This window comes from Novipirellula methanifontis (assembly GCF_052161655.1).
Lineage (GTDB): Bacteria > Planctomycetota > Planctomycetia > Pirellulales > Pirellulaceae > Novipirellula.
Genome location: NZ_CP197418.1, coordinates 7,944,163 through 7,959,008 on the forward strand (window position 1 = coordinate 7,944,163; position 14,846 = coordinate 7,959,008).

General features: G+C 53.2%; 7 protein-coding genes and 1 pseudogene. All 8 read right to left on the bottom strand.

Going from position 1 to position 14,846, the window contains the following annotated elements:
• Positions 1-53: 53 nt before the first annotated feature.
• The 8 genes and pseudogenes from SH528x_RS28160 to SH528x_RS28195 all read right to left on the bottom strand — a co-directional run bounded on the left by SH528x_RS28160 (position 54) and on the right by SH528x_RS28195 (position 14,773).
• Positions 54-1,553 (bottom strand): sulfatase-like hydrolase/transferase, encoded by a 1,500-nt coding sequence (locus tag SH528x_RS28160; protein WP_442512191.1) that lies wholly within the window; start codon positions 1,551-1,553, stop codon positions 54-56.
• A 999-nt stretch (positions 1,554-2,552) separates the two neighbouring features.
• Positions 2,553-3,749: pseudogene (locus SH528x_RS28165) on the bottom strand (alpha-L-fucosidase); the annotation flags it as partial.
• Positions 3,750-4,222: 473 nt separating this feature from the next.
• A complete protein-coding gene (locus SH528x_RS28170) occupies positions 4,223-5,029 on the bottom strand; it encodes a GxxExxY protein (RefSeq protein WP_442506768.1) in 807 nt (268 codons plus the stop codon).
• A 917-nt stretch (positions 5,030-5,946) separates the two neighbouring features.
• Positions 5,947-7,437, bottom strand: coding sequence for a sulfatase family protein (locus SH528x_RS28175; RefSeq protein WP_442506769.1), 1,491 nt, complete (start codon positions 7,435-7,437; stop codon positions 5,947-5,949).
• A gap of 4 nt (positions 7,438-7,441) precedes the next feature.
• Complete coding sequence (locus tag SH528x_RS28180) at positions 7,442-7,672, bottom strand: hypothetical protein (RefSeq protein ID WP_442506770.1); 231 nt, start codon at positions 7,670-7,672, stop codon at positions 7,442-7,444.
• Between the two features lie 115 nt (positions 7,673-7,787).
• Positions 7,788-11,333, bottom strand: a complete 3,546-nt coding sequence (locus SH528x_RS28185) for a DUF2961 domain-containing protein (protein WP_442506771.1) — start codon at positions 11,331-11,333, stop codon at positions 7,788-7,790.
• A gap of 13 nt (positions 11,334-11,346) precedes the next feature.
• Positions 11,347-12,816 carry a sulfatase family protein gene (locus tag SH528x_RS28190; RefSeq protein ID WP_442506772.1) on the bottom strand — a complete coding sequence of 490 codons (1,470 nt, stop codon included), beginning with the start codon at positions 12,814-12,816 and terminating at the stop codon, positions 11,347-11,349.
• 112 nt (positions 12,817-12,928) lie between these two features.
• Positions 12,929-14,773, bottom strand: coding sequence for an alpha-L-fucosidase (locus SH528x_RS28195; protein WP_442506773.1), 1,845 nt, complete (start codon positions 14,771-14,773; stop codon positions 12,929-12,931).
• Positions 14,774-14,846 lie beyond the last annotated feature (73 nt).

Sequence of the window (14,846 nt, forward strand, 5' to 3'; positions counted from 1 at the left end):
CCCTAAAAGTTCAATGCAAATGGCATCGCCAGAAACTCGCGTCGTGCAAACACTTACTTGGCGGGCTGTTTACGTTTCTTCGCTGGCTTATTCTTGTGTGCTGGCGAATCGGAAACGTCTTTTGTATTCAGACTATCATCTGGCTGATCGGAGAAGCGATACGGATCAAAGTGTTTGCGCATCTCGTCCAGCAGAATCTGCTCCATTTTCTCGAGCTTCTCGGCATAGGCCGGATCACTCGCGAGATTGGTTTGCTTCGGATTCGGCGTGTACTGGGTTAACGCAATCACCTTCGGATCGTGGTGCTGGGCCAACAGTTCATCTGGGTTCTCGGCTAGGTTAAAAAGCTGGGTTTCGCTCACGCCGTCTTCGACCGATTCATAGCGAATCAGTTTCCAATCGCCTTTCTTAACACAGCGCATTCCAGGTTTTGCACCACCGCAATACGCGCCATAGAGTACATCGCGGACCGTATCCTGCTTGCCTTCGAGAACCGGTTTAAAGCTAATGCCTTCGCTGGTCGTCGGCGCCTCAATCCCAGCGAGGTCGCACAAAGTAGCGAGCGCGTCGAGATGGTAGATATTACCTACTGCACGCGATCCTGACTTGATGCCGGGACCTTTCACGATGTAGGGGACGCGGAAGGTGTGCTCGTAGAGGTTCTGTTTGCCCTGCAGTCCGTGACGGCCGATCGCCATTCCATGGTCGGACGTGTAGATGATGTAGGTGTTCTCCAGTTCGCCCATCTGCTTGAGCTTATCTAATACGGCACCGATCTGGATGTCGATATTTTCGCTACAGGCAAACTCGCGGCCCAGTTCGTTGCGAATGGTGCGTTCATCACGGTTGGTCCAGACCCCGCTGACGTTCACCTCGTCGCGCACCTTCATATCTGAATTGTTGAATGGGTGTTTCGGGAGATAGTTTATTGGAAGCTTCGGCTGCTTCGGATTGGCTGGCGGAAGGCTGTTTTTGTCCCGATGATTCACCGCGCCATATTTGGCCAACAACTCGGGCTTCCCGTCTCGCGTGTCGTGAGGATGCGAGAAACCGAAATAGATCAAAAACGGATCCTGGTCGTTGGAGGCCTCGCGCCCGTCGAGATAGGTGAGCACTTGCTTCGCGTGCCACGCGCTGCCTGACTCATCCGTGCCGCCTCGCTTGACGGCATCATGAACCACCGTGAACTTCGCATTCGCAGCAGCGTAACTATTCCCTTTCTTGCAGGTTCGCATCGTGTCATACCCCGCCGCGTTGAAAACTGCCGCCATGGTATGGTCCGCAAGATCCAGCGGCACATGATTGGGATCCGATTCCATCGGATTCCGACCCAATTTTGGTTTATCCGGAACATGCCAAAGTGTGCGGCCGGACATGATCATATGACGCGACGGAGTGCACACGCCGCCACACCAAGCCCCCATCTGATGGGCTCCATCGATCACCAAACCCTCGGCGGCCAGACGGTCAATCACCGGCGTCTCCAGCGGCGAATCCGGATCGTAGATTTTAAGATCAAAGGGCGCTTGGTCATCGGCAACGATGAACAATATATTGGGCTTGTCGGAGGCAGCGGAATCCTCTGATTCGACAACTTCGACCGCAAGCTCCTGGAATGCGGTGTTCTCGCCGCCCTGAGTTTCAGTAACCGGGGACACGGCCCAAACAATCCAGCGGAATTGACCGAGCGACTGCCCGGTCGATGCCCGCAACGATGCCGCTGTGAACTCCGCCTTCGCCTCGCCGGTCGTATTAATGATGCCGAGCGGGGTAAAACGGGTCAGATCCCAACCCGGATCGGTCGCCGCGTCGCTGCCGTAAAGGACCAGCTTTTGAGCACCACGGATCCCTTTCCAATTGTGGGACCAACTGGTGATGGCCGAAACGGATTGTGCCGAGCCCAAATCCATTTTATAGGCTCCACCGCGAATACCATTTCCGAACACCGGCCCCACCCCGGCGGCCACTTTTCCGTCCGTCAGTGACTTCAGCGGATCATTACGAGTTGTCAGATTTGCAGTAACCTTCCTGCCTGATGCCAGCGCCGGCAACAGCTTTTGAAAGCCACCCGCACTGGATACGGTTTCAATCACCACGGCCGAGCCCGGCAGTACGAAAGGTTTCATCGTGGGATGAGCAGGTCCCATCGGAACGGCACGCTGCGTCGTGTCATGCCCATCCAGGTTGACCTTTTGCGTGCCTTTCAAGGCCTCGGAGGCATCATGCTGAATCACATTGGGAACGTGCTGCTCGCGATCTGTAACGATTTCAAAAGCCCATGCATATTTGCTCCGGCCGAACTCTTTCGGTGGTGTGATTTGCAAGCCTTGCGGAGTCATTTCCCAAGTTGCCTTTGAGTCGGAACCGAGCAGCCGAACTGACGTTACCTGACTCGCGTTCCACCCCTTCGTGCCGGTGATCGTAAAAGGCTTTGACGGCTCGGTCATCTTGATCGCGTAGAGGTTCTTGCCATTGGTCGTGAAGGCCAGATGTTCATCCGTCTGGTCACTCTCTTTCCAATAGCGTGAACCATAGATCGCATCGCCATTGATCCGCAGCCAATCGCCCATCGCATGTAATCGTTCCAACTGCTCGGGAACAATCGTGCCGTCTGCCCTGGGGCCAATGTTGATCAGGAAATTCCCATTGCGGCTGATGACTTCAACCATCTCGTGGATCACGCCTTCGACGGTCTTGTACTTGTCGCCTTCGAGATAGCCGAATGACGTTCCGAAAGTCGTGCAACTTTCCCACTTCGGTCCGATGACCTTCAGTTTCAGATTGTCCTTTTCCAAACAGCCGACGCCATCAGGCCAATTGCGGTTTGCACCTTTGTTGTTGACGTAGACATCCTGTCCGCGCGCAGCACCATCGTTCATGAAGTCGGTGATCATGCCGCGGAGAGAATCGTCCATATACTTGATCTCTGGCTGCATCTGTCCGGCCCGCACTTGATTGCCGTCGCGGGTGTAGATCGGAAAATCGTCCATCCACAGAAAGTCGGGTTGGTACTTCGTTTGAATCTCTTTCCAGCGGGCGACGTAGTCATCGACAAACGCTTTGTCGTAACTGAAAGGTCCGTACAGCGAGGCCGCCTCAGGAACTCGCCGGATTTCTTCAGCGATATCCGGTCGCGGCTCACTGTGAACCACGTATTTCTCTTTCGCGAAGAAACCCGTATGACGTTCACGATGGAATGACGGCGCGTATTTGAGTCCCCGCTTGCGCACCGCTTCGCCAAGGTCGCCGACCAAGTCACGTTTCGGTCCCATGTCGACAGCGTTCCAAGGCGTCAGGTCAGAATCCCAGTTGGCCCAGCCGTCGTGATGTTCAGCCGTCAACACAACGTACTTTGCGCCGACGTCGGCGAACAATTTTGCCCACGCGTCAGGATCCCAATTCTGCGCTTTGAATTCCGGGATGATGTCCTTGTAACCGAACTCGGGCGGATGCGCTCCCCATCGTTTCTCCATGTACGGATAGTAGTGTGCTGATTCCTCGTAGAGCAACTTCGGCACATGTTCGGCATAGCCGCGACCGCCCTTCTTGTAACCGATCGCACTGTAAGGCCCCCAGTGAATGAAGATGCCAATCTTGCCATCGTCAAACCAGCCAGGCACCGGCATCTTTTGAAGCGATTCCCAACTGCCGTCATAACGCGGCGCGGCAGTCTCCTGGGCAGGCAGAGTATTAGGTCCGAGAAGCAGCAAAGCAGCAATACAAAGCTGTACAAAAAAGGATATTCGCATTTTTATGTCTCGATTGTTGTTTTCGATATTGCGAGAAAGGTCAGATTTATCTGGTTGATGATTCGGTAGGAAGATTAGGGGTAGGAAAATGACGACAGCTCCTATTTGCAAATCATTACTTTTTCATATCTTCCTACCCCTAATCTTCCTACCTCTCAATTGTTGTAAAAACGACATCATGTAACTGATGTTGATCCAGTGAACGGCGTCCAAGGGACGGACTCGTGCAGTCGATTCCAATCGTCGCATTCATGAACGACTTCGTCAGCAAGACTGCCCAGGTAGCTAAGCGATGTTCCATCATCACATAGTCAAGCGGGCCGAAGTCTCCTGTACTCAGGTGCGTGAAGTTGATTTGCATTTGAACTAGGGCCGGCATGAAAGGTTCAGGTAGGAAGATTAGGGGTAGGAAAATAAAGACTGCTCCTATTTGCAAACCATTACTTTTTCTTGTCTTCCTACCCCTAATTTTCCTACCTCACAATTGTTGTAAAAATGACCTCATGATAACTGATGTTGATCCAGTGAATGGCGTCCAAAGGGCTGGCTCGCAACAGTCGAGATAATTGCGAAGCGTACCCGTCAGGCGGTTTTATAAACGTCGTCAACCGGAATGCGGATTGAGGTGTGGCAAGGTGAAATCGTTGCAGCCCCAGCGACTTTCCTTCCCGCGACATATCGAGCATAACGTTGGCTTGAGCGTCTCCTCCCATGAGATGCATTATCGCCTGTTCGTAAAGCGCCATCTCCAGTCCCGTTCCCCAGTCGACGAGTAATCGCCTAACAAGATCCAACAGTGCTTGTGGACCTCTCCAGTCGTGACTATTGATCGTGAACCGCCTGCGGTCTGCTCCTGACAATGGAGCGTTCACGAACTTGCTATCAACCGACATCGGGCGAAAGTTGATAATTTTACCACGTTGCAAATCAAGGAGTAGCAGATAGTTCAGCAATTGTGCCAAGTGACGGGAAGTCAGGGAGGATACTGTCTTCAGTTCGTATACAGCCTTGTCGACAACAACCAAGTCTAAAAAGTAATCTTTTCTGAACGACTCAAAAGTTATGCTGACTGGCACTTCACGATCGGCATTGTAGCCCGCGTCGTGAAGTCGACTCCAAAAATCCCATTGATAAACTGTTTCGTCAGCGAGGCTGCCCAAGTACTTATGCGATGCGTAGGCATGCTCCATGACCGCATAGTCAAGTGGACCGAAGTCTTCTGTACTTAGCGGTGCAAATTCGATTGGACAGATGATTGGCATTTGAACTAGGGCCTGCATGAAAGGTTCAGGTAGGAAGATTAGGGGTAAGAAAATGAAGACAGCTCATATCTGCAAATCATTACCTTTCCTTAACTTCCTACCCCTAATTTTCCTACCTCACAATCGTTGTGAAAATAACTTCATGGTAACTGATGTTGATCCAGTGAACGGCGTCCAAGGGACTGATTCGTGCAATCGATTCCAATCGTCGCATTTATAAACGGCTTCGTCACGTAGACTGCCCAGTTGATTGGCATTTGAACATTAGGGTCGGGTGCGGAAGATTCAGGTAGGAAGATTAGGGGTAGGAAAATGAAGACATCTCGAATCTGCAAACCATTACTTTTTCTTCTCTTCCTACCCCTAATTTTCCTACCTCACAATCGTTGTGGAAATGACTTCATGGTAACTGATGTTGATCCAGTGAATGGCGTCCAAGGGACGGACTCGTGCAGTCGATTCCAATCGTCGCATTTATAAACGGCTTCGTCACGAAGATTGCCCAGGTGATTGGCATTTGGACATTAGGGTCGGGTGCGGAAGATTCAGGTAGGAAGATTAGGGGTAGGAAAATGAAGACAGCTCATCTCTGCAAACCATTACTTTTCCTTATCTTCCTACCCCTAGTTTTCCTACCTCACAATCGTTGTGAAAATAACTTCATGGTAACTGATGATGATCCAGTGAACGGCGTCCAAAGGACTGACTCGTGCAGTCGATTCCAATCGTCGCATTTATAAACGGCTTCGTCAGCAAGACTGCCCAGGTGATTGGCATTTGGACATTAGGGCCGGGTGCGGAAGGTTCAGGTAGGAAGATTAGGGGTAGGAAAATGAAGACAGCTCATCTCTGCAAACCATTACTTTTTCTTCTCTTCCTACCCCTAATTTTCCTACCTATTCTTTCTTTGTGAAAGAGGAGTGGAGAGTGGGGGCTTATCTCCTCTTTCGTTTCTTCTCGGTAAATTCGGGATAACGTTTCATTCGTTCATTATGGATTGCTTGCCGTGTTGCCGGGTCGACTTGCGGCCAGTCCTTTTCGTGGCTGATCACGGGGGCATCCGCGATCACGCTCCCGGTCGGTCGCTGGGCAGTGCCTCGCTGCATGTATTCGCCCAGTTCCGCTCGCGCGTCTTTCGCAATTCCCAATATCTGCTGGACGGTTTCCGGGTGCTGCGGTGAAACATCCGTCGTTTCACTTGGGTCGGTGCGAAGGTTGTAGAGCACTGGCTTTTTCAGCTTCACGAATGTCTTGTTCTTTTCCCAAAACGGCAGCTGATCGGCGGTGCGAGTCAGATGCAGCTTCCAATCACCCAACCGAACCGCCTGCAGATTCTCGCAGTTGTAGTAGAAGAACGGTTGATCTACGTTTCTTTTCAATGGCTCACCAGCGAGCAGCGGCAGCAGGCTTTCACCGTCGTAGGTGCGGTCGATTGGCAGCGGAACGCCGATGATTTGACTGAGCGTTGGGAACAGATCCATGGCGTTGATCGGGACATCCGAGACAGCCGCTTGTTTGATCGCGGCGGGCCAATGAACGATGAATGGAACGCGATGACCACCCTCGAAGGTTACGTACTTTGTGCCTCGATACGGCTTGGCATACTCAGGATTCGTGGGGCCATTGTCGGAGGTGAAGATGACGATCGTGTTCTCGGCAATGCCTGCCTCCTTAACCGCCCTCATCATCTCGCCAATGCCCCAATCCAGCTCTTGCATCACGTCGCCGCGCACGCCGTCTTGCGATGAACCCGCAAAACGCTTCCCAGCTTTGTAAGGCGTGTGCGGATAGTTGTGCGCGTAGTACAGGAAGAACGGTTTGTCACCCGAATCGCGAATGATCTTTGTGACACGCTGCGTGTACAGTTCGGTCAGCTGATCCAGTGGCGTTTGAGCGAAGACTTCTTGCTCGCCGTCGAAGAACTTTGGCGAATGTGAAAAGTTGCATGGCATCCCATAATAGTGATCGAATCCCTGCTTCAGTGGATGAAACTCTGGTTCCGTACCGAGATGCCATTTGCCGACCATGAACGTGTCATATTCCTTTGCTTTAAATTGCTCGGCCAACGTGATCTCATTGGGATGCAATCCGAGGAACCAGTGCGCCGTGCGGTTGGGATTGATCCCCATGTACATCCCGGCCCGTTGTGGATAGCCGCCGGTCAGGAACGCTGCACGCGACGGAGAACAAATGCTCGCCGCGGTGTGAAAATCAGTGAATTTGAATCCGCCAGCCGCCAATGTGTCGATATTCGGCGTCTTTACTTTCGTCGCCCCGTAGCAACCGACATCCGAATACCCCAGATCGTCAGTCAGTACGAAGATCACGTTCGGTGTCTCCGCAGCCGCTACCGCATGAACTCTGCCCGTGAAGACGGCCAGTAATACAAGAATCAATTTCATTGCGATGTTCGTCTGTTTCGTCATACGTTCATTCTTCCTTCGCGTGATAGTGGGGTGATCCTTTGAGCCATTCGTAGTCGGCGAACTGGTATTCACCTTTACTCGAGCGACTCCACAGCGGCGGTTTGCTTGCCTTGTCCCACTCTCTCCATTGAGCGTGCAGTCGCTTCACAAGCTCGGGGTGATTGCTGGCCACGTTGGTCGTCTCGGAGATATCATCGCTGAGATTGAACAGGAACAGCGATGCCCTGGACGGCAATCGTGATAGCGACCAGCAGCAATATTTTTTTAAACGAGTTCATTTTTGTACGTCTCTTGGAGTTTGGCCGGTTCCCACAAGCCAATTAATGCGGGCGTGACTGTAGGAACCGGCACTACATTCCAACCTTCAGTGGACCGCCGCCGGTGCGTTTCCACCAGTCGAGCACTTGCTTGCGAAATTCAGCAAGCCGTTTGGCTTGCCCGGGATCCGACGCGAGGTCGTTTTGTTCATAGGGATCAACATTCAAGTCGTACAAGTTCTCTTCACCCTGGTGACGCGTGAATGTGTCGCTCAATTCATGCACCATTCGGATGTATGCCTCGTTCTGCTTACCAATGTCCTGAGTGTAGAGGATGTACTTCCACTGGCTTGTTCGCACATACAACGCATACACATCCCGTTCGGCACTGCGTTCGATGGCGGGGTCACCCTTGTATGCGGCGGGCACGTGGGCGAATGCGGTGCCGTAGATCACGTCACTTGCGTCCGCACTGGCACCATCACGGGCGTCTTCGCTGGCGACTTCGATCTGCCCTCGGAGTGAGCGACTTTCGATGTTCTCACTTGTCCTCAATCCTGCGTAGTCAAGCGCCGTCGCGTGCAGATCAATCGCACGACTGGGTCGGTCAATACGCCTGCCTGCTGGAATCACATCGGAGTGTCCGGGCCATGTCACGAACATCGGGGTGCGCAGCCCCTTCTCCGTCGGTGAATTCTTCGCGGGCATTCCGAAGCAATAACCATTGTCGACGTAGAATAGAAAGATTGTGTTTTCGTACTCACCGGCACTCTTTAGCTTCTGGACCAAGTCCGCGACACCGTCATCAAACCAAGTTCCCATGGCGTAGAACTTTCGCATCGCGGCGACGTACTTTTGGGGATCGCGCTGATAGAACGAAGGAATAGGGATTTCGGTCTCGGCAAATCGCTCGGCATACTTGGCTGGCGGGTTGTGCGGTTTGTGTGGCAGCAGCGGTGCCCACCAGATGAACATGGGCTTGGATTCATGTTGCCCATCAATAAATTCAAACAGTTCGTCTTGATCATTTCGAACGAAGCCTTGGAACCCTTTGAACGTGACGTCCACAGTTCCATGCGTGAATCCCATCTTGCGGGGATCGCCTTCCCAGTATTTCGCAGTCGCGTAGGTGGCGTAGCCAGCGTCTTTGAGTTGATTCGGTAGTGAGCCGGTCGGGTCAAGTTTTACCGTGTCGACACCGATTCTTGTGTCTTGCAGATAGTTGGCGTAGATACCGTGTTGATGCGGTAAGCGTCCCGACAAGATGCTCGCCAGTGACGGACGACACAGCGAAGCAGGGCAATGAGCGGTTGTGAACAGCGTCCCCATTCTTGCGAGTTCATCAAGCGCTGGCGTCTGAGCAATATTGCTGCCCATAAACCCAAAGTGTTCGTAATCGTCGTCGTCCGAGATCAGCATCACGATGTTCGGTTGCGACTGCGGCATGCTTGCACCCAAATCTGCGTTTGCCTTCGACTGGCTTTGATTCTGGGCCTCTGCATCGACCACAACACAGTCGAGACCGAAAAAGACACCATTGCTCGTCGAGTTCTTGCCGACGACCTCCGCACGAAGCACATACAAACCATCGACCGGCGCGAACACACCCAGTTTGATCGGCCCTGACGGCACGGGCTTTTCGGCGTAGAGATCCACGTCCTCACCGGCGGCCTTTCCATTGACCGTAAAACGCACGATTCCGTAGTCATGACTCTTCGTGGCATGAAGCACCCATTTTGTCGCATCGCCTCCATGAGCTGGAATTTGCAATTCGACAAAGTCTCCGATCTTTCTGCTGCGAACAAACAGATGACTCGAAGCACTCCATGTCCCCTTAATTTTAGATAAATCCTGCGCTGCAGCAGCCAATCCATCCGACTTCGCCGCGATTGGCATCGTCTCGCATTCGCTGGCGTCAGCAAAACGGCGGATACCCGATTTCGCGGGTGCCCGTTTGGCTCCTCTCTTCGCAATCGGCTTTGCGGTCGGCTCTTTGGTCATGTCGGGCAGCGGTGGCACATTGAGCGCTTCGTCAGTACTGGGTTGACGGTTCGATGTGGTCTCCGCAAACCCATACCAATACGTTCCCGCTGCGTATCCCATATCGCAATCGCTGATCGACCACACTTCCATATCGAGCTGCAAGGAACTTCCAAAGGGCATCGTGTCCAGCGCCCGGGTGCGTGTTTCCGTACTAAAACCACGGCAATCCCGCTCTCCCAAATTATTGGGATTTTTACGGTTCAACTTGTTGTAAACATTGGAACGAACCTGGGCATGAAACGGGTGTTCGTAAAAGTCCGTACTCTCGCCGCCCCACGAGTAGGCGTAATAGTCTTCCGTTCCTGTCCCGAAGAGTGACGGAAAGTCTTCGCCGTCGACCCAGATTTTTTCGTCGCCTTCGCCCCACCATCCGACAACTGGATTCATGATCGTCAGCGTGTCGCCGACGTAGACCCCGCGTCCTTTTGTGGTGACGTAGTTCCAATCCGAACGAGGCATCGTCGGCACCGGATATTGGCTGCGAAAGGTCGAATGGAAATACATCGACCGGTCATCCCAAGTCCAGTCTCCCGTCTTGACCTCCAACCTCGCATCAACCGATTTGTCACTCAAGTTAACCAAGGAGACTCTGGCGGACTCTTGATAAGGCATTGTCCAGCGGCACGACATGCTGCCGTCTTCTTCAACCGTACGATACCAACCCTGAAATGGGTTCAAGCCAACGCCGGAACCAAAGAAATCACCGACCGGACACCAAACGGTCTGTTTGCCGTCGAAGCTAATCTTTAGCACGGTCGAGCGGGTAACAGCGGGATCATCGTAACTGCCCAACTTGATCGACAGCGTGCGAATCGCGGCTTGTCCCGCTGGCAAATCGACAGCCGCTTCCGATTTTGGTGCCAATGTCTCGTCAAGGACGACCGCTGGTTCGGTTTCGGTTGCGGACGGATGGAGCAAGGTTTTGCCGGTTGCGTCGACCGTCGCCGATGCCGCATTGAAATCGTCTATGGAGAACGTCTTCACCGGCGTGCCCTCGGCGTATTTCCGGTAGGTGATCTGATAGAAATACGGCATTTCGGTCATCGTGACCTTGCAACTCTTCGCGTAGGGAATTGGAAAGAAAGAAACCGCTGACAAGAGAGACGAATGTGCAAACGGATACGGGATCAGTCCGCTGCCATTGAGCAACGTGCAAACATTGCCCTCGAAGGATGGCTCGCTCGAGCCGTCCAAATAGAAACGGATCAATGTATCTTTCGGCGGACTTTTGAAGGGCATCCACGTGCGCACGATCACGCCGGGGCCATCGTCCTCCATCAAAACCCACTCTTTGCGACCGTTGTTCTCTTCGATGCGAAGGAAATTCTGGGCCTTTTCCCCTTTGTTGAAGTCGCCATTGGCGAACCAGCCTTTGGGATCGTCAGGTGTTTTCGAGGCCCGATTGTAACTGCTTGCCTGTTTCAGTCGAAATTCGAATTGTGGGAAACGAGCCACCGAATCGCGGTTGACCATTTCGGTCAGCAGCGACGGGATCGAGATGGGGGCATTTTCAGCATCTTGGGCATGGCCAGAGCGGATCCCAATCAGGCACAGTGCGGCAATGACAACGGCTGCGAGATTGGTTGGACGGTTCATGATATCTCTTTGGTTAGTTGTCTTTGCGTTGGCGAGAGGCGGACTTGTTGATATCCGGCCGGCGGGGTTGCGGATCAAAGAAGCGGGCGTTTTCACCGATGCGATCTTGGTCTCCGATGTCCGTGCGAGCTTGCTCGATCAGCTTCATCAGCTCAGCGACGACTTCGGGGTGCTGATCGGCCACATCATTGGTCTCGGCAATGTCCGCGTCGAGGTCAAACAACATCCGTCGAGTGATGTCAATCGCGTCCTCAGCCTTGCTGTAATGGGACCATTGCCGATCGGCAGGCAGAGCACGATGTAGTTTCCATTTTCCCGAGCGGACCGCCTCCAGTCGCGTACGGCGGTAAAAGAAAAATGCGTCGGTGGGACTCTTGGCGCCGGCAACTCCATGAATCAGATCGCGGATGTCATGCCCGTCGATCACCCGATCGGTGGGAGCCGTGGTTCCGGCCAGCCGGGCGAAGGTTGGCAACAGGTCCATGGTCGATGCGACTTCATCGCACGTCGTACCGGCCGGGACCTTACCGGGTGCGCGAATGATGCAGGGGACTCGCAAGCCGCCTTCCCACGTGGATGTCTTCGCGCCACGAAGCGGTGCGGCGGATCCACCATGTGACACCGCATCTTTTCCAAACCTTTTCAGATGGCCTCGGCTGCGTCCAAAGTACCAAGGCCCATTGTCGCTAGTGAAAACCACGTAGGTGTTATCGTCCAGTCCCTCCGTTTTGAGTGTTTCCAGAATCCGTCCGACGTTTGCGTCAATTTCCTGGACGACGTCGCCATACAAACCACCATCAGACTTTCCTTTGAAGGCGTCCGAAACCGCAAGCTTCACGTGTGGCATCGTGTGCGCCAGATAGACAAAGAACGGTTGATCCTTGCTGCGCTGGATAAAGTCGATCGCTTCGTCGGTGTAACGCTGGGTCAGCAGTCGCATGTCGGTACTCTTTTCGATCACCTCGTCGCCGCGGAACAGGTCTACCTTGGAATCGTTGCTGGTTGACGTTCCAAAGAATTCATCAAAACCTTGATGCAGTGGCAGCAGCGAAGGAACGTACTTCTCTCCGTTGTGCCCCGCCAAATCCCATTTACCATAAGCGGCGGAGGTGTAACCGACCGGCTTCAACACTTCCGCGATCGTGATTTCATCGCTGTGCAGTTCCGGGTGAACCTCGACTTTGTTTTGGTTGATCGCGACTCGTAGCGGATAACAACCCGTCATCAGCGCCGCTCGCGAAGGCCCACAAACCGTCTGAGCGTAAAAATTGGTCAGCCGCATCCCTTCGTTCGCCATCCTGTCGATGTTGGGCGTCTTGATTGTCGTCGATCCGAAGCAACTCAAGTCACCGTAACCCAAGTCATCAGTGAAAATGATCACGAAGTTCGGTGGCCGATCCTCGGCTCTCGCGCGTGCCGACGGGCAAACCAGGCCAAACAATATCAGAAACAGAATCCAAATTTTGTTGTGTAGATAGTTCATGATTGTTTCGTCTGTTTTTTTCTAAACGGATTAATAGGAGCCAACGCGGACGCTACGAAATAGTGCACCGAGGCTGCGCCATCCGGCGTTGTCCGTGTGGAAATCTTCGTGTTCACTTTGATTTCGCTAGAATGATTTCGCGTAACAACATCAGCCCTTGGTCATACTGAATCGCCTTGGGATCGATTTCCACCGCCTTCACCGATACCTGATAACGACCGGGTTGATCGAACTGCACTTGCCCCAGGCTGACGGTGTCGAACGCAGCGGCAAACGGAGACTGTCGGCCTCTCAGCTTACCGGTTGGCGTCACCACCTGCTCGAACGATTTGCCTGCAACTTCTACAACAAATTTCCCGCTATTCATCCAGCTGGTGTAGTTGACTCGAAGGTCGTATGTGCCCGGTTGATCGACGACAATTTCCCATTCGGCCCAATCCGCTGGGTTCGTCCACCCTTTCAGATTCTCGCGCTGACCGCCAGCTCCGGCGCCAAGCGAAAAATGCAGATCATCACCGTGAATCTTGGCAAAGGCAGCCGAGAGGAAATAGTCATCCACGTTTACATCCGCATTTCCTTGTTGAGGACGCAGTGGAACGGCGAGTGGTCGGAGCGCATTGTTGACCACCGGTGGACCGTCGAGTTCCACCTTTAGCACACTCATCAATGGATCCACCGGAGCATTCGGCACTCTCACCAAGACATCACTGCCTGAATGTTCGAAAGAAACCGACACTGCCGACGACTCGCCCATAAACTCCATCTTCATAATTCCCGCGTTTGACTTGCCTTCATTCAATCCAGGAATGACCAGCGTGCCATCTTGCGGCCAGTCAGCGATGAAGTAGTACAGCGTATTGTCACGCCGGGTGCAGTTGCCCCAATCCAGAAGATAGTGCGGTCCTCGCTGGGTTCCATAAATAGCTTCACCATATTTGTGTAACCAAGCACCAAGCGGTTTTAGTTTTGCAACACTTTTGGGCGGTAATAAACCTTCAGGGGTTGGCCCCATGTTTAACAAGAGGTTCCCACCTCGCGAGACCGTATCGACTAGGTTGTGCAGAGCCCACTGCACCGACTGGGAGTCATCCTTGCCCGTGTAGAACCAGCGACCGTCGAACCGCTGGCAGCTTTCCCATAGCCGACCGTTGATATTGTCTCCGATGTAAGGTGTGAAATTCTCTGAAGAGCCATAGTCACCATCACCCAGACGACGCTGGCCGATTCGATCAACCAACAAAATATTAGGCTGGAGCTTGCGAACGACATCGCGGTACTGCGAGGCACGCTCAAATGTCCAAGTATTCACCCACTCGCCGTCCATCCACAAGGTGGCGATCGGACCAAACTTCGTGTGCAGCTCGGTGGTCTGGTCGATCATATATTGCTGATACGTCGCGTAATTCGGGCTACCGATGTCCTTGGTGTAGGCGGGATGTTTGATATCCCAAACCGAGTAATAGAACCCCAGCAACATGTCATGTTTCGCGCAGGCGTCCGCCAACTCTTTGATCGGATCACGACCAAACGGAGTCGCGTCGATGATGTCATGTTCGGTGTACGCGGAATCAAACATGCAGAACCCCGCATGGTGCTTCGTCGTGATCACCATGTACTTGAATCCGAGATCTTTGGCGGTCAGCACCCACTGCTCGGCGTCGAACTTGACCGGATTGAACTTGTCCAAAACAGACTGGCTGATAATGTATTCACCGCCTGCCCGTTGAGGTCCCCAGTGGAGGAAGAGTCCGAACTTGGCATCCGCCCAAGGCTTCACTCGCTCGAGACGATCCGCTTCGGATTCTCCGGGGAAGCCCGCCACCACCGGTTCGCCTGCCATGAATTGTGCAAACCAGGGGCGATCCGCCTTGGCCCGTGCCGAGGCCTCCATGGGATCAAGCTGAGCCCAGGCAACCGAGGGAATTCCGATGGCTCCAAGCAGAATGGCAAAAATCATGTTGTGCATGTATTCAACTGTAATCAGTGCTGGACGAGAATGAATCGATCGAACCAACGCAACATTACATCTT